26 protein-coding genes and 1 pseudogene are annotated in these 26304 nt (G+C 64.0%); 14 read left to right on the forward strand and 13 right to left on the reverse strand.

Going from position 1 to position 26304, the window contains the following annotated elements; translation table 11 throughout:
* Window positions 1–9: 9 nt before the first annotated feature.
* Window positions 10–1314, reverse strand: coding sequence for a cytochrome b (locus ACG873_RS18345; protein ID WP_394886506.1), 1305 nt, complete (start codon window positions 1312–1314; stop codon window positions 10–12).
* 18 nt (window positions 1315–1332) lie between these two features.
* Complete coding sequence (gene petA / locus ACG873_RS18350) at window positions 1333–1836, reverse strand: ubiquinol-cytochrome c reductase iron-sulfur subunit (RefSeq protein WP_394893587.1); 504 nt, start codon at window positions 1834–1836, stop codon at window positions 1333–1335.
* Window positions 1837–3105: 1269 nt separating this feature from the next.
* Between petA and ACG873_RS18355 the strand changes: the two genes are divergently transcribed.
* The 4 genes from ACG873_RS18355 to ACG873_RS18370 are packed head-to-tail and all read left to right on the forward strand — an operon-like array spanning window position 3106 to window position 5016.
* Window positions 3106–3360: an NEW3 domain-containing protein gene (locus tag ACG873_RS18355; RefSeq protein ID WP_394893588.1), complete on the forward strand. Its 255-nt coding sequence runs from the start codon at window positions 3106–3108 to the stop codon at window positions 3358–3360.
* Window positions 3361–3368: 8 nt separating this feature from the next.
* On the forward strand, window positions 3369–4409 hold the full coding sequence (locus tag ACG873_RS18360) for a hypothetical protein (RefSeq protein WP_394886507.1): 1041 nt from the start codon (window positions 3369–3371) through the stop codon (window positions 4407–4409).
* 17 nt (window positions 4410–4426) lie between these two features.
* Entirely contained in the window at window positions 4427–4621 is a 195-nt protein-coding gene (locus ACG873_RS18365; RefSeq protein WP_394886508.1) for a hypothetical protein, read from the forward strand.
* A 53-nt stretch (window positions 4622–4674) separates the two neighbouring features.
* A complete protein-coding gene (locus tag ACG873_RS18370; protein ID WP_394886510.1) occupies window positions 4675–5016 on the forward strand; it encodes a cupin domain-containing protein in 342 nt (113 codons plus the stop codon).
* A gap of 13 nt (window positions 5017–5029) precedes the next feature.
* Here ACG873_RS18370 and ACG873_RS18375 read toward each other — a convergent pair whose 3' ends face one another.
* The 4 genes from ACG873_RS18375 to ACG873_RS18390 form a co-directional block, all read right to left on the reverse strand.
* A complete protein-coding gene (locus ACG873_RS18375; protein WP_394886512.1) occupies window positions 5030–5344 on the reverse strand; it encodes a DUF6665 family protein in 315 nt (104 codons plus the stop codon).
* Between the two features lie 4 nt (window positions 5345–5348).
* Window positions 5349–7217: an ABC transporter ATP-binding protein gene (locus tag ACG873_RS18380; protein WP_394886513.1), complete on the reverse strand. Its 1869-nt coding sequence runs from the start codon at window positions 7215–7217 to the stop codon at window positions 5349–5351.
* 111 nt (window positions 7218–7328) lie between these two features.
* On the reverse strand, window positions 7329–9200 hold the full coding sequence (locus ACG873_RS18385; protein ID WP_394886514.1) for an ABC transporter ATP-binding protein: 1872 nt from the start codon (window positions 9198–9200) through the stop codon (window positions 7329–7331).
* A 144-nt stretch (window positions 9201–9344) separates the two neighbouring features.
* Entirely contained in the window at window positions 9345–9671 is a 327-nt protein-coding gene (locus tag ACG873_RS18390) for a hypothetical protein (RefSeq protein ID WP_394886515.1), read from the reverse strand.
* A gap of 285 nt (window positions 9672–9956) precedes the next feature.
* Here ACG873_RS18390 and ACG873_RS18395 point away from each other — a divergent pair, with 285 nt between their 5' ends.
* Complete coding sequence (locus ACG873_RS18395) at window positions 9957–10415, forward strand: tRNA (cytidine(34)-2'-O)-methyltransferase (protein WP_394886517.1); 459 nt, start codon at window positions 9957–9959, stop codon at window positions 10413–10415.
* A 168-nt stretch (window positions 10416–10583) separates the two neighbouring features.
* Window positions 10584–11033, forward strand: a complete 450-nt coding sequence (gene soxR / locus ACG873_RS18400) for a redox-sensitive transcriptional activator SoxR (protein ID WP_394886518.1) — start codon at window positions 10584–10586, stop codon at window positions 11031–11033.
* Window positions 11034–11110: 77 nt separating this feature from the next.
* On the opposite strand, the gene ACG873_RS18405 is transcribed toward soxR, so the two are convergent.
* Window positions 11111–11368, reverse strand: coding sequence for a hypothetical protein (locus tag ACG873_RS18405; RefSeq protein WP_394886520.1), 258 nt, complete (start codon window positions 11366–11368; stop codon window positions 11111–11113).
* Window positions 11369–11477: 109 nt separating this feature from the next.
* On the opposite strand from ACG873_RS18405, the gene hemF reads away from it, so the two are divergent.
* The 3 genes from hemF (at window position 11478) to ACG873_RS18420 (ending at window position 13811) form a co-directional block, all read left to right on the forward strand.
* The gene (gene hemF / locus ACG873_RS18410; protein ID WP_394886522.1) at window positions 11478–12392 is read left to right on the forward strand and encodes an oxygen-dependent coproporphyrinogen oxidase; all 915 of its coding nucleotides are present in this window, start codon (window positions 11478–11480) and stop codon (window positions 12390–12392) included.
* Between the two features lie 195 nt (window positions 12393–12587).
* Window positions 12588–13496: an alpha/beta hydrolase gene (locus ACG873_RS18415; RefSeq protein ID WP_394886523.1), complete on the forward strand. Its 909-nt coding sequence runs from the start codon at window positions 12588–12590 to the stop codon at window positions 13494–13496.
* Window positions 13497–13625: 129 nt separating this feature from the next.
* Window positions 13626–13811 carry a DUF1059 domain-containing protein gene (locus ACG873_RS18420; RefSeq protein WP_394886525.1) on the forward strand — a complete coding sequence of 62 codons (186 nt, stop codon included), beginning with the start codon at window positions 13626–13628 and terminating at the stop codon, window positions 13809–13811.
* Window positions 13812–13892: 81 nt separating this feature from the next.
* Here ACG873_RS18420 and ACG873_RS18425 read toward each other — a convergent pair whose 3' ends face one another.
* The 3 genes and pseudogenes from ACG873_RS18425 to ACG873_RS18435 form a co-directional block, all read right to left on the reverse strand.
* Complete coding sequence (locus ACG873_RS18425; RefSeq protein ID WP_394893590.1) at window positions 13893–15158, reverse strand: CCA tRNA nucleotidyltransferase; 1266 nt, start codon at window positions 15156–15158, stop codon at window positions 13893–13895.
* A 216-nt stretch (window positions 15159–15374) separates the two neighbouring features.
* Window positions 15375–15767 (reverse strand): annotated as a pseudogene (locus tag ACG873_RS18430) (NUDIX hydrolase); the annotation flags it as partial.
* Between the two features lie 20 nt (window positions 15768–15787).
* Window positions 15788–16417, reverse strand: coding sequence for a DUF1285 domain-containing protein (locus ACG873_RS18435; RefSeq protein WP_394893592.1), 630 nt, complete (start codon window positions 16415–16417; stop codon window positions 15788–15790).
* Between the two features lie 141 nt (window positions 16418–16558).
* Between ACG873_RS18435 and ACG873_RS18440 the strand changes: the two genes are divergently transcribed.
* Genes ACG873_RS18440 through ACG873_RS18460 form a run of 5 tightly spaced genes read left to right on the forward strand, consistent with a single transcriptional unit; the run spans window position 16559 to window position 24040 of the window.
* Window positions 16559–17563 (forward strand): AAA family ATPase, encoded by a 1005-nt coding sequence (locus ACG873_RS18440; protein ID WP_394886526.1) that lies wholly within the window; start codon window positions 16559–16561, stop codon window positions 17561–17563.
* Complete coding sequence (locus ACG873_RS18445; protein ID WP_394886528.1) at window positions 17563–18480, forward strand: DUF58 domain-containing protein; 918 nt, start codon at window positions 17563–17565, stop codon at window positions 18478–18480. The genes ACG873_RS18440 and ACG873_RS18445 overlap by 1 nt, the downstream gene beginning before the upstream one ends.
* The gene (locus ACG873_RS18450; RefSeq protein ID WP_394886529.1) at window positions 18477–21296 is read left to right on the forward strand and encodes a DUF4159 domain-containing protein; all 2820 of its coding nucleotides are present in this window, start codon (window positions 18477–18479) and stop codon (window positions 21294–21296) included. Before ACG873_RS18445 ends, ACG873_RS18450 begins: the two co-directional genes overlap by 4 nt.
* 1 nt (window position 21297) lies before the next feature.
* Complete coding sequence (locus ACG873_RS18455; protein ID WP_394886531.1) at window positions 21298–23364, forward strand: hypothetical protein; 2067 nt, start codon at window positions 21298–21300, stop codon at window positions 23362–23364.
* Between the two features lie 31 nt (window positions 23365–23395).
* Window positions 23396–24040 carry a carbonic anhydrase gene (locus ACG873_RS18460; RefSeq protein WP_394886532.1) on the forward strand — a complete coding sequence of 215 codons (645 nt, stop codon included), beginning with the start codon at window positions 23396–23398 and terminating at the stop codon, window positions 24038–24040.
* On the opposite strand, the gene ACG873_RS18465 is transcribed toward ACG873_RS18460, so the two are convergent.
* The 3 genes from ACG873_RS18465 to ACG873_RS18475 all read right to left on the reverse strand — a co-directional run bounded on the left by ACG873_RS18465 (window position 24037) and on the right by ACG873_RS18475 (window position 26211).
* Complete coding sequence (locus tag ACG873_RS18465; RefSeq protein ID WP_394886534.1) at window positions 24037–24213, reverse strand: hypothetical protein; 177 nt, start codon at window positions 24211–24213, stop codon at window positions 24037–24039. The genes ACG873_RS18460 and ACG873_RS18465 overlap by 4 nt on opposite strands.
* A gap of 826 nt (window positions 24214–25039) precedes the next feature.
* A complete protein-coding gene (gene clpS / locus ACG873_RS18470; protein ID WP_394886536.1) occupies window positions 25040–25345 on the reverse strand; it encodes an ATP-dependent Clp protease adapter ClpS in 306 nt (101 codons plus the stop codon).
* Window positions 25346–25512: 167 nt separating this feature from the next.
* On the reverse strand, window positions 25513–26211 hold the full coding sequence (locus ACG873_RS18475; protein ID WP_394886537.1) for a hypothetical protein: 699 nt from the start codon (window positions 26209–26211) through the stop codon (window positions 25513–25515).
* Window positions 26212–26304 lie beyond the last annotated feature (93 nt).

Below are 26304 nucleotides of genomic sequence, written 5' to 3' on the forward strand. Positions count from 1 at the left end.
ATTCTCAGCTTAGCCTTTGATTTCCGGCGACGCGGTCGCGTGAGCCAGCTGCCCGGCGCCGCCGGTCTTGTTCTTGTCGAGCACGGCCTCGGTGATCGAATTCGGCAGCTTCCGCGGCGTCTCGATGAAACCGAGAGCCGGCATGATGACCAGGAAGAAGGCGAAATAATACAGGGTGGCGATCTGCGACATCACGACGTAGGCGCCTTCGGCAGGACGCGAACCGAGCCAGCCCAGGAAGATTGCGTCTGCCACGAACAGCCAGAAGAACAGCCTGTACATAGGCCGATAGACAGCCGAACGCACCTTCGACGTATCGAGCCAGGGCACGAAGAACAGCACCGCGATGGCGCCGAACATGGCGAGCACGCCGCCCAGCTTGGAATCAATCGGGCCGACGCTGAAGGTGATGGCGCGCAGGATCGCGTAGAACGGCAGGTAGTACCATTCAGGCACGATATGGGCCGGCGTCTTCAACGGATCGGCTTCGATATAATTGTCGGGATGCCCAAGGAAGTTGGGAATGTAGAAAAGGAAGTAGGCCAGCACCAGCAGGAACACCAGCATGCCGAACGCGTCCTTCATGGTCGCATAAGGCGTGAACGGCAGCGTATCCGTCTTTGACTTTACTTCGATGCCGGTCGGATTGGTCTGCCCGGTAACGTGCAGCGCCCAGACGTGTAGGATGACGACGCCGGCGATCATGAAAGGCAGCAGGTAATGCAGCGCGAAGAAGCGGTTGAGCGTTGGATTGTCGACCGCGAAGCCGCCGAGCAGCAATTGCTGGATCCAGTCGCCGACCAGCGGGATCGCTGTAAAGAAGCCGGTGATGACGGTCGCGCCCCAGAAGCTCATCTGGCCCCAGGGCAGCACATATCCCATGAAGCCCGTCGCCATCATCAACAGGTAGATGATGCAGCCGAGAATCCACAGAAGCTCGCGCGGCGCCTTGTAGGAGCCGTAGTACAGACCGCGGAAAATGTGGATGTAGACCGCGATGAAGAAGAACGACGCGCCGTTGGAATGCAGGTAGCGCAGAAGCCAGCCCGAATTCACGTCGCGCATGATCTTTTCGACCGACGCGAAGGCAAGGCTCGTCTCGGCCACGTAGTGCATTGCCAGCACGACACCAGTGACGATCTGCGACACCAGCATGATCGCGAGGATGCCGCCGAACGTATAGGCGTAGTTCAAATTGCGCGGCACCGGATAGGATACGAACAGATCGTACACCAGGCGCGGCAAAGGCATGCGTGCATCGAACCAGCGGCCGAGGCCGGTTTTGGGCGTGTAAGTCGAGTGTCCACCGCTCATGATAATCCCCCGGAAACCTCAGCCGACCCGGATCGTGGTGTCGGAAACGAACTGGTATGTCGGAATAGCCAGGTTTTCCGGCGCCGGACCTTTGCGGACGCGTCCGGCAGTATCGTAATGCGATCCATGGCAAGGGCAGAACCAGCCGCCGAAATCGCCGGCCTGTCCGAGCGGCACGCAGCCGAGATGGGTGCAGACGCCAACCATAACGATCCAGTTTTCCTTGCCCTCGCCGGCAGAACGGTCTGCGTCGGTTGCCGGAGCATCAGGATTGATGTTGGCGTTGCGGGCAACGGGATCCTTCAACTCTTCGAGCTTGACCGCCTTGGCGGCTTCGATCTCTTCCGGCGTGCGGTTGCGGATGAAGACCGGCCGTCCACGCCATTTGGCTGTCAGCGACATGCCCGGTTGCAGTGACGAGACGTCGACCTCGATCGTGGCCAGAGCCAGCGTCGACGCATCCGGGCGCATCTGGTCGATGAACGGCCATGCGACGGCGCCCGCGCCGACAACGCCGGCCATGCCGGTGGCGATGTAAAGGAAATCCCGGCGGCTCGGGTCGATCGTATCGTTTGCGCTCACGGGACTATGATCCTTTCGCCTTGCCTTCGCCGGATGTAGAGCCAGATCCCGCTCTGTCGGCCTGCCCTCCGCGCATTGCGGACGGGCCGGCGACCCCTCCGGCATTCGGCATCGGTTTATGCGTGAAGCCTGCGCTTGTCCAGACGGCGCAAGGGGGTGATGGCAGATTGTCGCAAGGACTTCCAGGACCGCGGAACGGGATGCCCAGCCTAGGCGCCTCAAGGGGATTCAACGCGCCGTTGCATATTTGATATTGCAAAAGCCAAAGAACACGATCAATATTATGCGGGGTTTATTTAAATCGACGGGGATTGAAAATAGAAATCCGGCTCAGCGTTTGCTGGCTGCGCGGATAATTTGCTATGCGACAAATCGCTTCGCTTGCTGCGTTGTTTGCCGCTATTGTTCGATCGGTTCTTTTCGATAGCTTACGAGCTCTGATCGATCTAATTCGCCGCCTCTGGGATGTATTCCAAAGGTGCCTCGTCAGGCTCGGATTGAGCCACAGCAGGAAGAACCGCGATCCGGGAAACTGCTCGACGATCAAGCGGCCGGAATTCAAGCGCCCCGACCCGTTGATCTATTCGCAAGCTTACCTCATGAGTCTCGGTCTGGCGGTGACCTGGAACAATCCGGATATCACCCTTGAAACCGTCGCCGGACCGCTCGATCCGAACGCGCCGCCCAACCCCGCGCTCACCGTCGCCTCCTCGCAGCTCGCTCCCGATACCGAATACGATGTCGTCGCCCGTATCTGGAACGGGTCGGAATCGGCCCCCGTCGTTGGTCTTCCGGTGAAGTTCACGGTTCATGGCTTCGGCATCGGGGTGAGCCAACAGGGAATCGGCGCCGCCACGACCAATCTCGGCGTGAAGGGCGGCCCAAACTGTCCGGCTTTCGCGAGGACTCGCTGGCGCACACCCAATGTAGCAGGCCATTTCTGCATTCAGGTCCTGCTCGACTGGTTCGACGATTTCAACCCCGCGAACAATCTCGGCCAGGAAAACACCAATGTCGGAACGGCGCAGTCACCGGCCCACTTCACATTCCTGCTAGGAAATCCGCGGCGCGAGCGTCAGACCTTTCGGTTCGAGGTGGATTCCTACGCGATACCCGAGCCCGAATCCTGCCGCGTCGTCGATCGGGGCAAGGAGCGGCAGGAGCGCGACCAGGAACGACGCCGACTTGAGTTGCACCGCGCTCCAGTCGTTGCCGGAAGGCCGGAGACCTTCCCGGCATTGCCCGTCCCGTCGCGGCATCTGCGAAAAGAACCATCCCCTGCCGCCCGGCTGGAGCGTCGCCTTCGAGCCGCAGGCGCCGACGCTAGCACCAGGCGACGAGATCGAAGTCCGCGTTGCGGTCACGCCTCCCGAGGCATTCGCGGGCCGGCAGCCTGTCAATGTCGATGCGTTCGACGCCATCGGGCTGGCCGGCGGCGTCACATTCTATGTCGAGAAAGTGTGAGTCGCGGCATGCCCTATGTCCAGCACACTCAATGCGTAAAGCCGGACGATCATGTCGGGCTCGCGCCGGGCTTGATTGTCACTGCCATCGCCGCGGTCGCGCTGCTCCTGCTCGGTGTCGGCTGGGGCGTGATCGGGGTTGCGGCCACGACTGCCGTCATCGTCTATTGCCGCTGGTGGCTATATGACCGGCTGGTCTGCCTGGGCGGCGACCGCTGCGCGGTCGGTCTTTTGGTGGAAACGCATCCACCGTCTGAGAAGAGCGGTTTCGACGCCTTCGACACCGACTACTCGATCGATCTGCTGCTCGCTCCCGACACGCCGCAGGACTGCGTGATTGCCGACAAGAAGAACCAGGCCGATCCATGCCTGGTCAGATACTTCGGCGGGTTCCAGAAGGACCTGATCATGCGCCAGCTCGATGCAAACAAATTCAAGGACTACACTGGCGAGTTTTCCGACGCGCCGTTTTTGGCAAACGTCAACGCCACGCCCAAGCTGGTCACCGTGCCGGTATTGCACGCGGAGTTCGAGGGCGGCGGGGTCAAGGTTCTGCATGACGCTGCCGTAGCCGCCCTGGCGGTCAGCGTGGTGGGAGCCGTCTTCTGCGCAATCCCGATCATCGGATGGATCGCCTGCGTGATCGCGGCGGTGATCGCCGCCGCCATACTAGGCATCGCGGCCATCATCGCTCTCAACGACACCGGCTCGCCAACCGACGTAAATTCCGAACTCGACGAGCTGCACAGCCTTCGGGATGTCTTGGTGGTGAAGGGAACCTGGGTTTACGATACCGCTCACGAAGGCTGGAACGAAATCCACCCAATCAAGCACTGTCAACGGATCGAAAACAGCGGTGGCGGCCTGACCGGCTGGCCAGCGGACATCGAGGTGCGCGCCAGGGAGTGGTGCGCCGCCGTTTCGGAGGCCCAGTCCGAATTGACTGTCGAGTCCCAGTCACGCCCCGAAAACCAGTGGGAAATCCATCCGGAAATCGACGGTTGCCGGCCGGCCGGCGGGAAACCCGAGCCCGGCCCGATTGTGCATTGATAGCAAAGGAGAGCCGAATGTTCACCCTGATCCAGACGATTGGCATCAACGCCGCCGCGAAACGGGAACTCGCCCCGCTCGCAATCGCGTTCGTGATCGCGGAATTGTTCTACAAGTTTGGAAGTTTCGCGTTGGAATGCGTTGCGTTCCTCGCCACCTGGTACGTTTTCAGCCTCGCATTCGATTACCTCACGCGGCGGGCGCGAGGATAGGCGTTCCCCTGGAGCCTCGACAGGATCGAACCCGTCGGCATATCTTCCGCCGCATGGCGCATGTGATCGACAGGGAAGCCTGGGCCGAAGGCGGCCGCTGGCATGGTGAAATGCAGGGCATGCCCTACGGCGCCGGTATTTCGATCGTTTTCAACGATTTCGACAGGATCGGCGGCGGGCCGAGGCTCCACAAGCACCCTTACCCGGAAACCTTCATCATCCGGTCCGGACGGGCGCTCTTTACGGTGGGCGCCAGCGAGATCGAGGCGGGCGCCGGCCAGATCCTGGTCGTTCCGGCGGATACGCCGTACAAGTTTCGCAATCTTGGCCCGGAAGCGCTCGTCACGATCGACGTGCACGCCTCGGAAAAGTTCGTCACCGAATGGCTGGAATGACGTCTCGCGCGGGCTATTTCGCACCCAGCCTGACCAGCACTTCCCGCGGTATCGCATAGTCGCGGATGATATCGTCGTGCCGGCGGAAGCCGCAGAGTTCGCGCTGGACGAAATAGGCGTAGACGGCGTCGGCCGCGCTCCGGACCAGAGCCATCCGCGCCTCGCCGTCGCCCCGGTGCGAGGCAAGCTTCTCCAGGCACGCCTCGACCTTCCGGCCGGCATTGCCGAGCGAAGCCACCTTTTCGGCCAAGATCTCCTGGTCGACCGCGCTCAGGCCTGTCTCGCCCATCGCGGAAACGCCGAACATTTCCGGCAACCGAACCGACATCGGGCTATTCCGCCGCCAGCCGGTTGCCGAGGAAGCCGCCCGACTGCCGCTTCCAGAGCTGCGCGTAGAGCCCGCCACGCGCGATCAGCTCATCATGCGTCCCCTCTTCGACGATCCGGCCCTTGTCGAGCACGATCAGCCGGTCGAGCGCCGCAATCGTCGACAGGCGGTGGGCGATGGCGATGACGGTCTTGCCCTCCATCAGCCGGTAGAGATTGTCCTGGATCGCCGCCTCGACTTCCGAATCGAGCGCCGAGGTCGCCTCGTCGAGGATCAGGATCGGCGCGTCTTTCAGCATCATGCGCGCGATCGCGACGCGCTGGCGCTGGCCGCCCGAAAGCTTGACGCCGCGTTCGCCGACATGTGCGTCATACCCCCTGCGGCCCTTCGGGTCGGAAACGCCCCGGATGAAGTCGTGCGCCTCCGAGCGCCGCGCCGCGTCCTCGACCTCGGCCTGGCTCGCTCCCGCCCGGCCGTAGCCGATGTTGTCTCGAATGGAACGGTGCATCAGCATTGCGTCCTGGCTGACCACGCCGAACTGCTCGCGCAGCGACCCTTGGGTCACCGAGCGCACGTCATGACCATCGATCAGGATGCGGCCCGCCTCGACGTCGAACAGGCGCAGCGCGAGATTGACGATAGTGGTCTTGCCGGCGCCCGACGGGCCGATCAGCGCCACGCGCTCGCCCGGCCGGACATGCAGGTTCAGATTGTCGATGATGCCGCCGCCCTTGCCGTAGTGGAACGACACGTTCTCGAAACGTATGTCGCCCTTGGCGCGCGGCAGCACCTTGGCGTCTGGAGCATCCCGGATTGCCGGCCTCACAGATATGGTGCGCGTTGCGTCCTGCACGGTGGCATAATTCCGAATCAGGCCGTTGATGTTGAACATCATCCAGCCCGACATCTGGTTCAGCCGGAAGACGAGACCGAGCGCCGCGGCGATGGCGCCCGTGGATATTCCGCCTTGGGTGAACTTGTAGATGCAGATCGCCGCGATGGCGCTCATCATCGCGCCGTTGATCACTGCGACCGAGGACCGCACCGTGGTGACCGCGCGCGTGAGCCGCATCACCGCGCGCAGGAACCGCTCCAGCCCGTCACGCACATAGGCATGCTCGCGCCTTCCGCTGTCGAACAGCTTGACCGCCATGATGTTGGTGAAGGCGTCAACCAGACGGCCGTTGAAGATGGAGCGCTCGTCGGCCGTGGCGCGGCCGGCGCTGCGCATTTCAGGCAGTAGGAAATAGACGATGGAGGCGTATCCGGCGAACCACAGCGCGACCACCAGGCCCATCATCGGGTCGACCGAAACCAATATGGTGATGGCCAGGACAATGAAGGTCAGGAACGACCACATGGTCTGCAATATGTTGACGATGAAGTCGCCGACCGCCTCGCCGCCCTGCATGATCTTGGTGGCGATGCGCCCCGCGAAATCGTTCTGGTAGAAATCGTAAGGCTGTTCGATGACGCGCCGGAAAGCCTGCCAGCGTACCATGGAATAGAAGCCGGGCACCACGATCTGCTGCTCGACGATGGCCGAAGCGATCATCACAATGGTTCGCACCACCAGAAGCAGCGCCAGCAATGCCGCAAGCTCCGGCCAGTGGTCGGCAAACAGCGTCTGCGGATTCGAGTTGTCGAGCAGGTCGATAAGCCAGCCGACCGACCAGTAGAGTGCTGCATCGACGGCGCCAGCCGCGCCGCCGACGACCAGGAGCAGCACGAACGGGCCGGTCGCCTGACGGGCAAAATAGAGGATGAACCGCCATGCTGTGGCCGGCAGGACTTCCCGGTCGGTGTCCTGGAATGGATCCACCGCGCCTTCGAAGCGCTGCCACAGCCTGTCGCGAAATCCTTCGTCAGCCATTCCGTCTCGCTATCCAGAGCAAAGCATGCTTGCCGAGCCGCAACCCGGCAAGCGCCGAACCAATATAGGAAGGCCGCTCGAAAATTCCTCCGGCAAACGGCGTTACGCGCTTCACTCCGCGGCCTGCCCCTTCAGGAGTGTCGGCTCCGCCGGGTCGCCGTCGATCAGGAAGCCGCCGGACTGCCTCTGCCACAATTGCCGGTAGAGGCCTCCGCGAGCGAGCAGTTCCTCGTGCGTCCCGTCCTCAACGACGTGCCCTTCGTCCATGACGACCAGCCGGTCCATTGCGGCGATGGTCGAGAGCCGGTGCGCGATTGCGATAACCGTCTTCCCTTCCATCAGCCGGTAGAGGTTCTCCTGGATGGCGGCCTCGACCTCGGAATCGAGCGCCGACGTCGCCTCGTCCAGGATCAGGATCGGCGCGTCCTTGAGCATGACCCGCGCAATCGCGACGCGCTGCCTCTGGCCGCCGGAGAGCTTGACGCCGCGTTCGCCGACATGAGCGTCGAACCCCTTGCGCCCTTTCGGGTCGGCAAGGCTGTCGATGAAGTCCAGCGCTTCGGCCCGCCGCGCGGCTTCCGCCATCATCTCCTCGGTGGCGTCCGGCCGCCCGTAGAGAATGTTGTCGCGCACCGAGCGGTGCAGAAGCGAGGTATCCTGCGTCACCACGCCGATATTGGCGCGCAGGCTGTCCTGCTTTACCGCCGAGATGTCCTGCCCGTCGATCAGGATACGGCCGCCTTCCAGGTCGTAGAAACGCAGGAGCAGATTGACCAGCGTCGACTTGCCTGCCCCCGATCGGCCGACAATACCGACCTTTTCGCCGCGACGAACATTGAGCGACAGGTCTTCGATGACGCCCCTCCGCTTGCCGTAATGGAACCGGACTTTCTCGAATTCGATCTCTCCTGCCTTCACCTCGATGTCCTCGGCGCCTGGACGATCCTCGACAAGGCGCGGCAGCGAGATCGAACCGATGCCGTCCTGCACGGTGCCGATATTCTCGAACAGGCCCGACATCTCCCACATGATCCATTGCGACATGCCCCAGAGCCGCAAGACCAGGCCGATCGCTACGGCGACCGCGCCGATGGTTACCGCCTCGTGGAGCCACAGCCAGATCGACAGCGCCCCGACCGAGAAGAGCAGCAGCGAATTGAGGATGTAGAGCGCCCCGTAGAGCTGGGTCACGAGCCGCATGGAACGGTAGACCGTGTCCATGAAAGTCGCCATGCCCTCCCGTGCGAAGGAAGCCTCTCGCCTGGCATGCGAAAACAGCTTCACGGTCTGGATGTTGGTGTAGCTGTCGACCACCCTGCCCGTCATGACCGAGCGGGCATCCGCCTGTTCTTGGGAAACCGCGCCGAGATACGGAATGAAGTAGCGCAGCAGTCCGACGTAGCACGCAAGCCAGACGGCGAGTGGCGCGGCCAGCCTCCAGTCGGACGAGCCGACGATGAACAGCATGCCGAGGAAATAGACGACGACGTAGTTGAGGACATCGATCAGCTTGATGATGCATTCGCGCACCGCAAGCGCCGTCTGCATCAGCTTAGTGGCGATGCGGCCGGCGAACTCGTCCTGGTAGAATGTCATCGACTGCTTGAGCAGGTAGCGGTGCACCTGCCAGCGGATGCGCATCGGGTAGTTGCCCATCAATGTCTGCTGCGAAATCAGCGAATGCAGCAGCACCGTGCCCGGCAACGCAATCAGCACGATGAAGGCCATGCCGGCGAGTTTCCAGCCCTCGGTCTCCAGGAACGTCTCGCGGTTCTGCACCGACAGCCAGTCGACGATGTTGCCCAGGAAGGCGAACATCCAGACTTCGGTGATCGCGATCGCCGACATCAGGATCGCGGCGGCGATGATGAAGGGCCAGGCACCCTTCGTGTAATGCAGGCAGAAGGCGACCAGCGTGTTCGGCGGTTCGACCGGTTCTTGCGGCGGAAATGGATCGAGCTTCTGTTCAAACCAGCGGAACATGTGTCTTCGTCTTTCAAGGCGCTCATGCGACCGCAATAAAGGAGTCGCGGGCACGGAGCTAAGATGGATACTGGCCGGCCTGATTCCAGCGAAGATTCGGCCCCGACACCTTAATGGGTCGAGGCCGTTTCGCCGATCCGCCCGTCAAAGGTTCCTGACAAACGGGTGGCGGCGCTCTTCCTTGGCCGGGTCGCGGAACACGTTGCGGACCCATCCCGCAACCATGCTGACGCGCGACGGCTTGGTCGGGAACGGGACCGCCTGTGACAGATCTACATCGGGAAGATTGCCCCGATGCGAGCGAGCAGCCCGGCCTGGCGGATGCGCCACCGGACTTCGACTGCCGATAACGAATTCCCACGCCGCGAGCTTTTCCCGGCTCGGGTTTGATGCACCGTCCACGGCCCGAAGGCTCTGGTGGCGCTCAAGTACGGAGGGGGCCTTTTGGCCCTTGTCGATATTGGAAGACATAGCAAGATTCCTTCGGAAACCATGAAAAGGTCCGGCGGGAATCGAGACGATGAAGCTTTGAAGTGTCAGGTAAAGCGTCGAACCGAAACCGCCAGGGCGCTGAGCCCGCGGATGGGGCGGTGGATATCTATGGTCATCATGAATTCCATGTCCGCCTCCTTCGGTTCGAGTTGACAATGGCGGCTCTATAGACCCATTCGGCCATTTTGACCATGCGGAAGATCGCGATCCCGGCAAAGCCGCAGGTTGTGTTGCGGTTTGGCCACTAATTAGCAGGAGGCCATATTGGCGGATGGCATTCGCATCGCGCTCTACCAGCCGGACATAGCCGGCAACACCGGCACGATCCTGCGCATGGCCGCTTGCCTCGGGCTTGCCGTCGACATCATAGAGCCGGCCGGCTTCGATCTTTCCGACCGCAATCTCCGCCGCGCCGGCATGGATTATCTCGAAATGGCGGCGCTGACCCGCCATGTCGACTTTGCGAGCTTCGAGGACTGGCGGCGCGGCGCGAAAAGACGCCTGCTGCTGTTCTCGACCAAGGCCTCCCTGCCCTACACCGCGTTCCGGTTCGCAGACGGCGACATCCTCCTGTTCGGGCGCAGATCGGCCGGCGTGCCGGACCACGTCCGCGACGCCGCCGACGAACGCCTGCTGATCCCGATGAAGGGCGGCGGACGCAGCCTGAACGTCGCGCTCAGCGCCGCGATGGCTGCCGGCGAAGCGATCAGGCAGATCGGCTGACGACAATGTGAACCGGACGCCGACGCGCCACGCATAATCTCCGCATCTGCCCGCACCTGCGCAAAAGCCTACCCTTGCCTCCACGAACATTGTTCTTCCCTTCGATTTGCGCTCTCAGGGACAGCTTGCTACAACCTCGACTTAAGTTGAGGTCAAGCGGAAATCGGCATGGCGAAAGAACTGACGGTCGGCCAGGTTGCGGCCCGGAGCGGAGTGGCGGTCTCGGCCCTGCATTTCTACGAGGCGAAGGGGCTGATCCAAAGCCACCGAACCGCCGGCAACCAGCGCCGCTACGGCGGCGATGTGCTGCGCAGGGTCGCGCTCATCAAGGTGGCGCAGGAGGTCGGCATTTCGCTGGCCGAAATCGGCAAGGCGCTTGCCTCGCTGCCCGGCGGCCGGACGCCGACGCGCGACGACTGGAGCGTTCTGTCGCAGCAATGGGCCGCCGATCTCGATCGCCGGATTCTCCAACTTCAGAAGTTGCGCGACGGACTGACCGACTGCATCGGCTGCGGCTGTCTGTCGATCGACCGCTGCAAATTGCGCAATCCGGGAGACCGGCTGGCCGAGGAAGGCCCGGGCCCGCGGCGGCTGGTGGTCGCGCCTAGGGTGTACTGAGATTCAGGTCAGGCCGAGCCGGAATCGAAGATGGGCGCGCAGCTTCCATTCGCAGGCCGGCATCAACTGAGTACATCCTAATCCGAACTCGGCAGGCGCCTGATGGTGAACTCGATCACGTCGCCCGGGCGCTCGAACCAGCTTTCGATGGAGGTCCAGTAGGCCTGCTTCGGCCAGCGGTCGAACCATTCCTTGGCCTTCTTGCGGGCATCGCTGCGCGGCAGGACGAAAGTCTCGCGCAAGAACCCGTCGCGGGGCATACGCCCGCCCTCGGCCCGGCCTTGATCGAGCCTTTTCTTTAGACCATCGAGCGGCGGCCGCGACGGAGTGCGCACAGGAACTCCTTGACCCTGAACAATTAGAGATTAGGGATCGCGCCGGAAAAAACGAGTCATTTTTGCATGCCCGCGGGCTGCGGGAACGGCCAGGATGCGGAGACGGCGCATGGAACGCCCCGAAATACCGGCTGGGCTGCCGGAAGACATCGAAGACAGGAAGGCCGCGGCGCGGACTTGGTTCGAGGAACTGCGCGACCGCATCTGTGCAGGGCTCGAGAAGATAGAGGACGACCTCGCCGGCCCTCAGTCGTCATGGGCAGCCGGCCGTTTCGAACGCACTCCGTGGCAGCGCGATGAAGGCGAAGGCGGTGGCGGAACCATGTCGATGATGCGCGGCCGCGTGTTCGAGAAGGTCGGCGTCCATACATCGACGGTCTACGGCGAGTTCTCGCCTGAATTCCGAAAGCAGATGCCCGGCGGTGAGGAAGACCCGCGCTTCTGGGCGAGCGGCATTTCCCTGATCGCCCACCCGTGGAACCCGAACGTCCCGGCAGTGCACATGAACACGCGCATGGTGGTTGCCTCACGCCATTGGTTCGGCGGCGGCGCCGACCTCACGCCTGTGCTCGATCGGCGGCGCACGCAGGACGATCCCGACACAATCGCCTTTCACAAGGCCATGCAGTTTGCCTGCGCGAAAAACGCCCGCGTCGCCGATTACGAAAAATACAAAGCCTGGTGCGACGAGTATTTTTACCTCCCTCACCGGAACGAATCGCGTGGGATCGGCGGCATTTTCTTTGATTGGCTGCATTCGCCCGAGGAGAGCGGCGGCTGGGACGCTGACTTCCGCTTCGTTCAGGATGTCGGCCGCTCGTTCCTCGTCGTTTACCAGCATCTGGTGCGCAACAACTTCAACCTGAACTGGACCGACGGCGACCGTGAGGAACAGCTTGTCCGGCGCGGCCGTTATGTCGAGTTCAACCTGCTTTACGACCGCGGCACCATCTTCGGCCTGAAGACCGGCGGCAACGTCAACTCGATCCTGTCGAGCCTGCCGCCGGAAGTGAAGTGGCCATAGCCCGTGACCTTCGGGACACACCGGCCCCGCTTCGTCCCGGATCATCAAATCGTGTGATGAGTAGCCGGCAAGAGACCGCTATAAGCAAACCAGGTTGGGGCAAGGCGAATTTCCCGCAGGCATGTCGGCTGCGGCTGGCATCATGGCGGGACGGCAGGCTCCAAATTTGAAATGTTTAGCTGACAGGGTCGGCCAATGGCCAGAAACTGCATCATCGGCTTGCTGTCGATCATCATCACCTTGGGTTTCGGGAGCTTGGGCAATGCCAGCGACCTGTCTGATTGCGACCGCAACAGACCGCCGGGAAAGATCGCGGCGGCGGCAAAGAAAAACCCTGCCCTCATCGCGGAGACACGGCAGTCTTGCGCCGATCTCTCTCCGGCAAGGGAGGCGGCCGTGCCCGTAGCTCCGGACCGCTCGGGCGGCGCAGGCGACAGGTTGCTCCCGGCCGCTGACGCATCGGCGATCGAACGGTCGGACCGCTTCCTCGTCCTGCGCAGGCAGCCGAAACAGGCGACGGCCGATACCCTGGTGCTGCTGCACGGCTCCGGCGGAGACGAAACGACGCTGATGGACCTTGCCTCGCGCATCGATCCCCGCGCTGTCTTGATGGGCATTCGCGGCCGGCTCATTCAGGACGGCGTGACCCGCTGGTATCGTCGCTTGACGCCGACCCGTTTCGACCAGAACGACATCCGCTCCGAAGCCGGAGCCTTTGCGGCTTTTCTGCGCGACGCTGTCGAAGCGAAGAAACTCGATCTCGCGCACACCACCTTCATCGGATATTCGAACGGCGCCAACCTCCTGGCCGCGATGGCGCTGCTGCATCCCGGAATTGTCGAGCGCGCGGTGCTGCTGCGCCCGATGTCGGTGCTGGAAAGCATTCCCGAGGTGGATCTGTCCGGCGCGCATTTCCTCACCGTCGCCGGCGCCGCCGACGGCACCTACGCGCCGTTCGCCCCCGCGCTTGAAACGATGCTGCGCGAGCATGGCGGCCGCGTCGACGCACGCACGATCGCTTCGGGACACGATCTCGGCAACGACGACGCTGCAGTCGTCAGCGAATGGCTCGCCCTCTCCAGCGCCGTCTCGTTCAACCGCTGACCAGAGCGCTGATCCGGCCCGGGCGGACAAGACACTTTCACGCTTCCACGGAAAATTCCCACCCTCGGCAACTTATCGCCGAATTCCATGTTATTCTGTTTCCCGCCAGAAACGAGAAAGGAGAAACCGATGAAGGAATTTCACTGCGGATCGCTCGTTCCAGGCTGCGACTGGCACACGCGCCACGAGGAAGAGGCCGAAATTATGCGGCGCGCCGTCGAACACATGCGCGAGATACATGGCGAGACGATTATTCGCGAGACGATGATAGAAGCAATTCGCTCGCGCATTGAAAAAGTTCGGGATGCCGCCTGAAACGGCTTATTCAACAACTGGTTAGACCCGCAATCCGATTCTGCGCGCGAACAAATTGAATCGGATCGTCAGCCACTTGAATCAGTTTCTCAAGAGTGACGTGGCGCGTTCGATGAGCGCGCCGCGATCCGGCAGGAAACCCTCTTCAACCCATTGTTTTTCCAAGTCGCGCATGATCTCTCCGAGGCGCGGTCCTGCTTCGGCGCCCAAGGCCGCGAGGTCGCGGCCCCTGATCGGGAATTCCGGTTTCTGCCAGCCCTCGGCGTAGGCCAGCAGGCGCGAATATCCGCCCGCTTCAATCAGCGCCTTGTCGTCTTCCGCCCCGCGGCTTCTCGCCGAGGACAGCGCCAGCCGCAAGCGGTCGATGAAGCCGCGGCGGTCGCTTCGATACAACTGCCGGGCCAGGGCATCCTCCGGCAAGGACGAGACTGGCTGAACCGTTCGAGCCCAATTCGTCAGCCGTTCCGCCTCCGCGTTCGACAATCTCAGCCGTTCCGCCAATCCCGCCATCCGGGTGGCATCCGGCGGCACGATGGCCATGAGGCGCAGCAGCGGATCGGCTGCCCAGCCCAATTCCAGTTCGGCCTTGACCAGCGGATGAATGGCGTCGATGCCCCACTTTTCGCTTTCCGGCAAAACGCGGGTCAATACGCCGGCTTGCCGCATCCAGAGCAGCGCACGCGACGGGTCGGGCGCCGAAAGCAGCTTCTTCAGTTCGTTCCAGACGCGCTCCGCCGAAAGCTGGTCGAGCCCCTCCTTCAGCCGCGCGCACGCCTTCAACCCCTCGGCGTCCGGTCGTCCCGCTCCATACCAGGCGAAGAAACGGAAGAACCGCAGGATGCGCAGATAGTCCTCGCGGATGCGATCCTCGGGCTCGCCGATGAAGCGCAGGGTGCGGCTTTCGATGTCGGCCAGTCCGCCGACCAGGTCGACCACGGTTCCGTCCGCCTCCGCGTAAAGCGCGTTGATGGTGAAGTCGCGCCTCTGCGCGTCTTCGGCCCAGTCGCGCCCGAACCGCACCTTCGCGCGCCGCCCGTCCGTCTCGACGTCGGCGCGCAATGTCGTGACCTCGTACGGCTTGCCGCCGGCGATCGCCGTAATCGTGCCATGCTCGGCCCCAGTCGGCACGGCCTTGAAGCCCGCGGCTTCCACCCGGCGCACCGTCTCGTCGGGCAGGTTGGTTGTGGCGATATCTATGTCGGCAACCGGTTCGGCAAAAAGCGCGTTGCGGACCGCGCCGCCGGCGATGCGCGCCTCCTCGCCTTGTGCGGAAAGCGCCTTAAGCAAGCGCTGCAATTCATCCCTGGCGAGCCAGTTCGCGCCGGCGATCACTGTTGTTCCGGTCACGTATAGAGCCTCTCGTAAAGCGTGCGGATGATGCCCGCCGTCACCCCCCCATATTCGCCGCCCGCCATAGGGCATGTCGTAGTAGAACCACTCCTTGTCGTCCCACATCCGGCTGCCGCGCTCATGATTGGCCGGATCCATCAAGAAGCGCAGCGGCACCTCGAACGCGGCATCCACCTCATGCTCGTTGATGGTCAGGTGAAATCCGGGCCGGACGATGCCGAGAACAGGCGCGATGCGATAACCGCTGCCCGCCACATAGTCCGGGATCCGGCCGATGATCTCGATATGCTCGGCGTCGAGCCCGATCTCCTCCATCGTCTCGCGCAGCGCCGCATGCTCCGGCGTCGGATCGGTAGCGTCGATGCGTCCGCCCGGGAAGGCCACCTGACCGGAATGGCTGCGCAGCTTTTCCGCTCGCTTCGTCAATATCACGGTTGCCTCGTCGCCATGGTCGACGACCGGGACGAGCACCGCCGCATCGCGCAGGTCGGTCCGCCGGATCAGATGTCCGTGCTGCGGATTGAAGCGGTGATCGCCGTACTCCTCATCGTCGACGACGCGTTCGGCGGTCGCGCGCTGCCGGAAATCGGCGGCCGAATAGGGCATGGGAACAAAAGCATCCACGGTCAGGCGCTCAGCCTTTTCAGCCTTTCGGCAGGCATGATGGGATAGGTCTCGCCTCTCGAGCGCACCGCGAACATCATCTTGCCGTCAACCTCGATCTCCTCACCATGTTCCACCAACTCGTACATCACCGGCCGCGCCACAAGCGCTTCCAGCCGCCCGCGCACCAGCACATAAGGCTTCAGCCCCCCGGTCTGGTCTTCGTCGACGAAACGCAGCGGGTGCTCCGGTCCGGCCTCGACGACGTCGCCGACATTGGTGCGGAAGGTTATCACCTGGCCGGCGCCCTCGCCCGTCACGCTCATTTCCACAGCTATGAACGGGGCATCTACTACTCTGATCCCGACCTTCTCGACGGGCGTGACGAGATAGGTCTTGCCGTCGGCGTCCTTGCGCAGCACCGTCGAGAAAAGCTGGACCAGCGGCATACGGCCGATCGGCGTGCCGAGATAGAACCAGGTGCCGTCCGCCATGATCTCCATATCGAGATCACCGCAGAAATCCGGATTCCAGCGCTCCACGGGCGGCAATCCCTTGCCGGCTCGGGTGGCGCGCGAGATCAGCGCGGACAGGTCCGCAGTGTCGCCGACCCCGGCGAGGCTATCGTTCCCGGATCGCCCGTAAGTGTCCATCGTCACGAAATAGTCACTGTTGTTCCGCTTGTCAGCCTAATTGAGTGATTTAAGTTCATTCAAGCGCACATCGCCATGTGCGAGATCGCGGCACTGGAAAACTGCCGGCCGGCGTTCCAGACAAATGAGGACCGAAGCGGCATGAGCGTCATCATCAAGCAAGCCCCGATCAGCGAAAAGGAAATGATCGCCGAGGCCGAAAAGGCGCTCTCCGATATTTCGCGGGTTCGCGATGGCGTGGGCCGCGTCATTTTCGGCCAGGAAAGCGTGGTGGAACGCACGCTGGTGGCATTGCTGGCCGGTGGCCACGCGCTTCTGGTCGGCGTTCCCGGCCTCGCCAAGACCAAGCTTGTCGAGACGCTCGGGATCGTGCTTGGCATGGATGCCCGCCGCATCCAGTTCACGCCGGACTTGATGCCGTCGGACATTCTGGGCTCCGAGGTGATGGAGCAGGACGAATTGGGAAAACGCTCCTTCCGCTTCATTCCGGGTCCGATTTTCGCGCAACTGCTGATGGCCGACGAGATCAACCGCGCCAGCCCGCGCACGCAGTCGGCGCTGCTGCAGTCGATGCAGGAATACCATGTGACGGTGGCCGGCGCGCGCCACGACCTGCCCTCGCCCTTCCATGTGCTCGCGACGCAGAACCCGCTGGAGCAGGAGGGCACCTATCCGCTGCCCGAGGCCCAGCTCGACCGTTTCCTGATGCAGATCGACATCCTTTATCCGGAACTCGCCGCCGAACGCCGCATCCTGCTCGAAACCACCGGCACGGAGGACGCCCGTGCGCAGAATGTGCTGACGCCGGAGCGGCTGAAGGAGATCCAGCAGCTGATCCGCCGCATGCCGGTGCCCGAAAGCGTGGTCGAAACTATCCTCGACCTCGTCCGCTCGGCTCGCCCGGGCCAGGGCAACGCCGACACCGACAAGCATGTCGCCTGGGGTCCAGGCCCACGCGCCAGCCAGGCGCTGACGCTCTGCGCCCGCGCCCGCGCCCTCTATGACGGACGGCTGGCGCCGTCGATCGACGACATCAAGGCCCTGGCCGAGCCGGTGCTGCAGCACCGTATGGCGCTGACCTTCGCGGCCCGCGCCGAAGGCATGTCGGTGCGTGACGTGGTTGCGCGGCTGGTGAAAGGGCTCTGATGGCTCGGGTCGGCGAGGCCTCCTCCCCGGTCCTCACGCGCGACGCGCTCGCCCGCGCGAGACTGCGCGCCTCGCTGGTGCCCGACCTGCTGGTCGAGGCCCGCCGCGTCGTCAACACGGTGATCGGCGGCTGGCACGGCCGCCGCAAACGCGGCATCGGCGAGAATTTCTGGCAGTTCCGTCCTTACGTCGAGGGCGAGGCGATGGCGCGGATCGACTGGCGCCGCTCGGCTCGAGACGACCACACCTATGTCCGCGACCGCGAATGGGAAGCCGCGCATACGGTCTGGCTCTGGGCGGACCCCTCGCCATCGATGCTCTACAAATCCGCCGGCGCGACCGTGTCGAAGGAATCGCGCGCAATGGTCCTGATCCTGGCGATGGCCGAGCTTCTGTCGCGCAGCGGCGAGCGCATCGCCTGGCCGGGCCTCACCGATCCCTTCACCTCCCGCAACGGAGCGGAACGCCTGGCCTCGCATCTCAGTCACGCCAGCGAACTGGCCGCCAAGCCCGATCTTTCGATCATCCGCCGCTTCTCCGACATCGTCATCACCAGCGATTTCCTCGATCCGGTCGAAGAGACGATGGCCTGGCTCGACGTTCTGGCACGCCACGGCGTGCGTGCCCATCTGATCGAGGTGGCCGATCCTGCTGAGGAAACCTTCCCCTATTCCGGCCGCACGGAATTCACCGATCCCGAAACCGGCGAGAAATTGACGGCCGGCCGCGCCGAGACGCTGGGTGAAGCCTATCGCTGGCAGTACACGGCCCGCAGGCAGGAGCTTGCCGCCTGGTGCAAGCGCCTCGGCTGGAGCTTCACCGTCAACCATACCGATCGCCTCGCCTCCGACGCGCTGGTGCGCGTGCATGCCGCGATGACCGCGGACGGCGGCTATGCCTCGGGAGTGCGCGCATGAGCTGGCTGCCGCTCTCATTCGGATTTCCGGCGGTGCTTTGGGGACTGCTGGCGCTTCCCGTCATCTGGTGGCTGCTGAGGCTGACGCCGCCGAAGCCGCAGATGGAGATATTCCCGCCCCTGAAGATCCTGGCGCGGGTCATGAAAAAGGAAGAGACGCCGCACCAGAGCCCATGGTGGCTGACGCTGCTGCGCCTGCTGATGGCCACGCTGATCGTGCTGGCGCTGGCCGAACCGGTGTTCAACCCGAGGGAGAAGCTGCCAACCGGAGGCGCCGCTCTCGCATTGGTCGTCGACAATGGCTGGGCCAGCGCCCCCGATTGGGACCGCCGCGTCGCCACCGCCGAGCGGCTTATTGCGGATGCGGCTTCGACCGGCGTTCCGGTCGTCCTTGCGTTCACGGCCGAAAAGCCCAACGCCGAAATCGGACCGTTCGACGCCGAGGCCGCCCGGGACCGGCTGCGCGCCACCGAGCCGCGTCCGGTGCCCGTCGACCGCCCCGCCGTCTATGCGCGCGTCGCCGCGGCGCTCGAAACCTTGCCGGGCGCGAGCGTGGCCGTGCTGGCCGACGGGCTGGCCGCCGAGGGCGACGAAGCAGCCTTCGCCGGCCTGCTTGGCAACGCACCGAATGTGGTCTGGGCCGTTCCCGAGCGGCTTTCGTCCATCGGGCTGACGGCCGCCGAAAATGAAGTCGACGGCTTCCGGATTTCCGCCGTCCGCGCAGCCGACCCGACGATGCGCCAGATCACGGCCGGCGCGTTCGACGACAAGGGCCGCCGCATCGCCGACGCCGTGCTGACCTTCGGCGCGGGCGAAGCGGAGGCGACCGGGCGCCTGCAGGTGCCGTTCGAACTGCGCAACGACTTTTCCTCCATCGCCATAGACGGCGAGCCTCAGGCCGGCGCAGTCCGCGTGCTCGACGAAAATTCCAAGCGCCGCCGCGTCGGGCTTCTGTCGCAGTCCGAGGCCGACCGCGCCCAGCCGCTGCTGTCGCCGCTCTACTATATCCGCCGCGCTCTCGAACCCTTCGCCGATCTCGTTGAGCCGTCCAGCCCCGATCTGGCAGAAGCCATTCCGCAGCTTCTCGAGCAGAAGCCGGCGATGATCGTGATGGCGGATGTCGGCACCTTGCCCGACACCGCGCGGACCCGGCTGATCGAGTGGATGCGGAACGGCGGCACGCTGGTGCGCTTCGCCGGCTCCAGGCTCGCTGCCGCCGGCAATGACGAAGAGTTGCTGCCGGTGCGACTGCGGGTGGGCGAGCGCTCGCTGGGTGGCGCGCTGTCCTGGACCGAGCCGCAGCCGGTCACCGAATTTCCGTCGACCGGTCCCTTCGGCGACCTGGCTCCGCCATCCGAGGTCACGGTCAGCAGGCAGATTCTGGCCGAGCCTACAGCCGACATCGTCGAGCGCACCTGGGCCAACCTGGCGGACGGGACGCCGCTGGTGACGGGCGCCCGGCGCGAGAAGGGCACGGTCGTGCTGTTCCACATCACGCCTGAGGCGACCTGGTCGAGCCTGCCGATTTCCGGCAGCTTCGTCGAGATGCTGCGCCGCATCGTCCAGTTGTCCCGCAACCAGGGAAGCGCCGCCGCCGGCGCGGAAGGACAGACCGGTTCGCTCGCGCCCTACCGCATGGTCGCGGCAAACGGCGCACTGGTCCCGCCGACGCCCGACGCACGGCCGCTGGCAGTCGGCGGAGGCAAAGCCCCGGTGACGATCGAGAATCCGCCCGGCCTCTACGGGACCGAAGAAGGCGTGTTCGCCCATAACCTTCTCGATGCAGAGACCGCGCTTGCGCCGCTGGTTCGCCCGCGCATCGAGGCGCCGGTCACCGAAATGCGCTATGCTTTCGACGAATCGCGCAATCTGAAAGGGCCGCTCGTGGCCGCCGCCCTTCTGTTCATGGTGCTCGACACGCTCGCGGTTTTCTGGATGGGCGGCGTGTTTTCGCGCCGCCCGAAGCGCGCGGGGCGCACGTCGGGCTCGGTCGCCGCGCTGCTGGTCGCCGTCATCGGCGTGTTCGCACTTTCCGGCCACGCCGATGCCCAGGACGCGAAGCCCGGCGACGCCGACGCCATAGACGCGATCTCGACGACGAGGCTCGCCTACGTGCTGACCGGCGATGCGGGCGTCGATTCCATCAGCCGCGCCGGACTGGCGGGCCTGTCGCGCTTCCTGGTCGAGAAAACGGCCCTGGAGCCGGGCCAGCCGGCCGGCGTAGACATCGCCAGGGACGAACTGGCCTTCTACCCGATCATTTATTGGCCAATAGATCCGAACGCGGCAATGCCGACCGAAGCGGCAATCGCGCGCATAGACGCTTACATGCAGCAGGGCGGAACGGTCCTGTTCGACACGCGCGACCAGTTCTCGACCGGTCTCGATTCCGGCTCGTCCAGCCCGGCGAACGAGCGGTTGCGCGAAATCCTGGGCGATCTCAACGTACCGCCGCTGGAGCCGGTGCCGCCGGATCACGTTTTGACCAAGGCGTTCTTCATCCTTCCCGAGTTTCCCGGCCGCTTCAACGGCGGCCCGCTATGGGTCGAGGCTTCGCTGGAGGCCGAGAACACCGACAACCGCCCCGTCCGCACCGGCGACGGCGTGACCCCGATCATGATCACCGCCAACGATTTCGCCGGGGCCTGGGCTGTCGACGAGAATGGCGAAGCCATGCTGCCGACCGTGCCGGCCGATCCCATGCAGCGGGTCCTTGCGCTGCGCGCCGGAGTCAACATCGTCATGTATATGCTGACCGGCAACTACAAGTCCGACCAGGTGCACGTGCCGGTCCTGCTCGAACGGCTGGGGCAATGACATGAACTGGTCGATCGCCTTCGAACCGCTCCTCTCCTGGCCGCTTCTTGCCGCCGTGCTGGTGCCGATCGCGCTGATTGTGCTCGCCGGCCTCTGGTTTCGCCAGCGCGGCGCGCTGTTCCGCGTCGCGGCGCTCCTTGCGCTTGCCGCGGCGCTCCTCAACCCGGTGCTGCTCGACGAGGAACGCGAGCCGCTGCAAAGCGTGGTGGCGCTGGTGGGCGACCGCAGCCAGAGCCAGGACATCGGCAACCGCGGCGAGGAGACCACGCAGGCCGTCGCCGGCCTTCAGGAGCGGCTGGCGCGCCTCAAGCAGTTCGACGTGCGGGTCGTGGAGGCGGGCCGCGAGGACGCCGCCGACGAACGCACCGAGACCCGCCTGTTCGGCGCGCTGGAAAGCGCCTTCCGCGACGTGCCCCCATCGCGCATCGCCGGCGCGATCATGGTCACTGACGGCCAGGTCCACGACGCTCCGCAGGCAGCTCCCGGCTTCGATGCACCACTGCATGCCCTGATTACAGGCGACGAGGGCGAGCGCGACCGCCGCATCCGCTTCGAGAACGCGCCGCGCTTCGGCATCGTCGGCAAGCCGCTCGACATGACCTACCGCGTCATCGCCACCGGCAACGAGCGGGGCCCGGTCGATGTCCGCGTCTCGATCAACGGCCAGCTTGTTTCGGTAGAGCGCGCCAATATCGGCCAGACGACGCCGCTGCAGGTGACAATTCCCGGCGCAGGGCGCAACATCGTCGAACTCGCGATCGATCCGATCGAGGGCGAACTCACCGACACCAACAACCGCGCCGTCGCCGTCATCGACGGCATCCGCGAAAACCTGCGCGTGCTTCTGGTCTCCGGCGAGCCGCATGCCGGCGAGCGGACCTGGCGCAATCTGCTCAAGTCCGACGCCTCGGTCGATCTGGTGCACTTCACCATCCTGCGGCCGCCCGAGAAGCAGGACGGCACGCCGATCAACGAACTGTCGCTGATCGCCTTCCCGACCCGCGAGCTCTTCGTGGAAAAGATCCACGATTTCGACCTGATCATCTTCGACCGCTACCAGCATCGCGACGTGCTGCCGATCCTCTATTACGACTACATCGCCGAATATGTGGAGCGCGGCGGCGCGCTGCTGATCGCCGCCGGGCCCGAATATGCCGGCGAGCAGTCGATCGCCCGCACCCCGCTGATGGCCGCACTTCCGGCTATGCCGACCGGCGATGTCGTGGAAGAGGCGTTCTATCCGCGTCTGACCGACACCGGGAAACGTCATCCCGTCACCCGCGGCCTCGACGGCTCGGCCGCCGAACCGCCGAGATGGAGCCGCTGGTTCCGCCTTGTCGGCATCGAGCAGCCCGAGGGCGAGGTGGTGATGAAGGGCGCCGGCGAGCGGCCGCTGCTGCTGCTCGACCGCAAGGGCGAAGGCCGTGTCGGCATGTTCCTTTCCGACCAGGGCTGGCTGTGGGCCCGCGGCTTCGAGGGCGGCGGCCCGCATGTCTCGCTGTATCGGCGCATCGCGCACTGGCTGATGAAGGAGCCCGACCTCGAGGAAGAGCGGCTGACCGCCGGCGGCCGCGGCATGGTGCTCGACATACGCCGCCAGACGATGAGCGACGACCCCGGCCCGGCCAAGGTCATAACCCCGTCCGGCAAGCCGCTGGACGTGCCGCTGACGTCCGCCGAGCCCGGCATCTTCTCGGGAAGCGTGGAGACCGACGAGATCGGCCTGTACCAGGTGGCCAATGGCGACCTGACCGCGCTTGCCCATATCGGACCCGTCAACGCTCCGGAATTCGCCGACACGGTTTCGACCGAGGAGGTGCTGCGTCCGGCGGCCGAGGAAAGCGGCGGCTCCGTGCGCAGGCTCGCCTCGTTGACCGGCCAGACGCTGCCCGGCATCGTGCCGGTGCGCGGCTCGACCGATGCGTCCGGCCGCGACTGGATCGGGCTCAGGACGACCAACGACAGCCTGCTGAAATCGGTCAGCCGGGTGCCGCTGTTCGGCGGCTTCTTCGGGCTCGCCTTGCTGCTGCTAGCGCTCGGTTCCATGTGGTACCGCGAAGGCCGTTGATCGCGCCCGCCATCCGCGCTAGTGGCTAGCCATGACGCATCTGCCGGAACGCCTGCTTGCGGGTTATCGCAGCTTCATGACCGGGCGCTACCAGGCCGAGAGCAGCCGCTATCGGGCGCTGGCCCGCGACGGGCAGGAGCCCGAGACCATGGTGGTCGCCTGCTGCGATTCCCGCGCGGCGCCCGAGGCGATCTTCGACACCGGTCCGGGCGAGCTCTTCGTGGTCCGCAACGTCGCCAATCTGGTGCCGCCCTATGCGCCCGACGGCGAGTACCACGCGACTTCCGCCGCGCTCGAATTCGCGGTGCAGAGCCTGAAGGTGAAGAACATCGTGGTGATGGGCCACGGCCGCTGCGGCGGCATCCGCGCCGCCCTCGACACCGAGGCCGCTCCGCTTTCGCCGGGCGACTTCATCGGCAAGTGGATGAGCCTTGTGGCGCCCGCGGCCGATATCGTCTCGCAAAACACCATGATGACCGCCGGCGAGCGCCAGACCGCACTGGAACGCATCTCGATCCGCTATTCGATCGCCAATCTCAGAACCTTTCCCTGCGTGAAAATCCTCGAGGACAAGGGCCGGCTGACGCTTTCGGGCGCCTGGTTCGACATCTCGGCCGGCGAGCTCTGGGTGATGAACCGCGACACCGGCGACTTCGAGCGGCCAGAGATCGACTAACCGCCCTGTTTCACATGCCGCTGGCGGTCCTGGGTGTCCTCGCGCCGCTTGTCTCCGTCTTCGCCAGGTCCTTCCCTGCCGCGGTTGTGTTCCTGGCGCTCCAGTTCGCGTTCGACCACCTTGCGCGAGCCTTCCGGCGGGTCCTTTTGCAGTTTGTGGGTCTCGTCGGCCATGATCGCCTCCTATGCTGGTGCCTGTCAGGGCAACGAAGGCAGGCGGATGCGGTTCCCCGTTGCAGGATTGTTCTCCCTTCTCCCCTTGTGGGAGAAGGTGGCCGAGCGGAGCGAGGTCGGATGAGGGGTGTTGCGTGGAGCAATAGCAGAGGCGATTGTCTGCGTATCGCTTTGTATGTGTCCCATTTTTCTCCGCCTCGTTTCTTCCAACACCCCTCATCCGCCTTCACTTCGTTCAGGCACCTTCTCCCACAAGGAGAGAAGGAAGAGGCGCACTTCTCCGTCGCCACGCCCGCTTTCGCGTCTGGCCATTTGTGGGAAGCGGCGCATGGCAACCACGCCGGATCAATTTAGTTATTTGACGCGCTGCCATGCGCCGCCGACGTTTTCTCCCCTTGCCGCTCCCGGCCCATGCCCCGTCCCGGTAATGTGGGACGGAGCGCGGGCGCACAGGTTCGACCCGGGGCCGGAGCGCCCCGCGCGACCATGCGGGGATCATCTCCGGCGCCACACTTGCCTGGATGCCGGTCGTGCACACCCGTTCCCACCAGCAAGCTGCCGGGATGGAGTATGGTGGAGGTGGCAGGGGGTGTGGATAAAAGATTCTTTTGTCAATTCGCCAAGCGCTTGAAATCGTTGCAAGGAATCTTCGGCAGCGGCGAAAATCGGTCAGGACCGGACTGGTTTTATCCACACTCGTGGGTGGTGTCGTTGCCGCTTTCGGGAAATCGCGTTCTTTACCGCCGGAGCACTGCCGCGACGACACAGCATGACGAGAGCAGCGGTGAAGGCATATGAGCAAGGCTGAAAGGGCAATCGCCCGCCCCTACTCCTCCGGCTCGGTCGTGAACATCAGCGGATAGCCGGCGGCCTTGCCGGCGTCCGTCGCGCGGGTCGCCTTGGTCTCGGCGACATCCTTGGTGAAGACGGCGACGACGCAGACGCCGCGCCGGTGCGCCGTGATCATCACCCGGTGCGCCTGGTCCTCGCTCATGCGGAACTCGGCTTTCAGCACCGTGACGACGAATTCACGCGGCGTGAAATCGTCGTTGATCAGGATGACTTTGTGCAGCTTCGGCCGCTCGGTCTTCGGGCGGGTTCTGGTGCGGGGGATGGTGACGGTGGAGGGCATGGGCATTCAGGCGCTGACAACATCACAGCCCGGAGTTTCGCACAATTGGCCGGCCAGGTCCATTTTGAAGCAACGCACCTACTGGTTCTAGGCAGCTTTACGCCGACATCCGCGAAACTTCAGCATGTCGGACGTCATTGTCTGCTTTGAACGTTTCCGTCCGACGGCTACTCGGCAGCGATCGACCAGTCGGAATCGACCGCATCGAGGCCCCGTCCCCTGGTTCCCATGTGATTGTTCGATTCTAGGCCAGCAAGTCGGTACGCATTGGCCACCCCATACTCGTTCGTATTACTGGGTACGCGTTCGATATAGGCAAATGAGGCGGTGGCAAGCAGGCTTGTTGCCGCCTTTATCCGCTGCCGTTCGACGCCGGCGTACTCCTCGATCTTATCGAAACTAATATTTGCCATGTTGGTGTCCCTGCCCCGACGGGCAGCGAACAGGAAATAGAGCTTCATGGCATTCAATTCGGTTGCGCTACGCAACTTGAAGTCCTTGAACGCCGCTATACGTGACGCTGAATAAAGGCACCTCGCAGGCAGCATGGCCCACCCCCTATCTCGATCGAAGTTAGAAAGTTGGTAGGTACTGCGTCCCGCCGGCGATCGTTCGATGACCTTGAGTCCCGCCAGAACGTCGAGGCCATTCGACAGCTTGGCTCGGCTCAAGCTCGTCGCCTTGCACAAGGCATCATAAGTAATCTTGGCAATGCCGGTATCCGCATCCGAATGGTGCGCAATTACCATCAGCGCCATTAGGGCGGCTGTGTTGTCGGATCCTACGCCGCCGCCCCATTGTAATTGTCTCAAACCTTTTGCCTCGATCCAGTCGGAGGGCAGACGCACCCATTTAGGCATTGGCATCAGCGACGCCCCTTTGTGACTGCGAGGACCGCGTGGATGGCGTAGGCCGCTAAGCCGAACCCCGCGAGGATAATGAACGTGACGAGCCCCCCG

It is taken from the genome of Allomesorhizobium aridi, from assembly GCF_043769475.1.
Lineage (GTDB): Bacteria > Pseudomonadota > Alphaproteobacteria > Rhizobiales > Rhizobiaceae > Allomesorhizobium.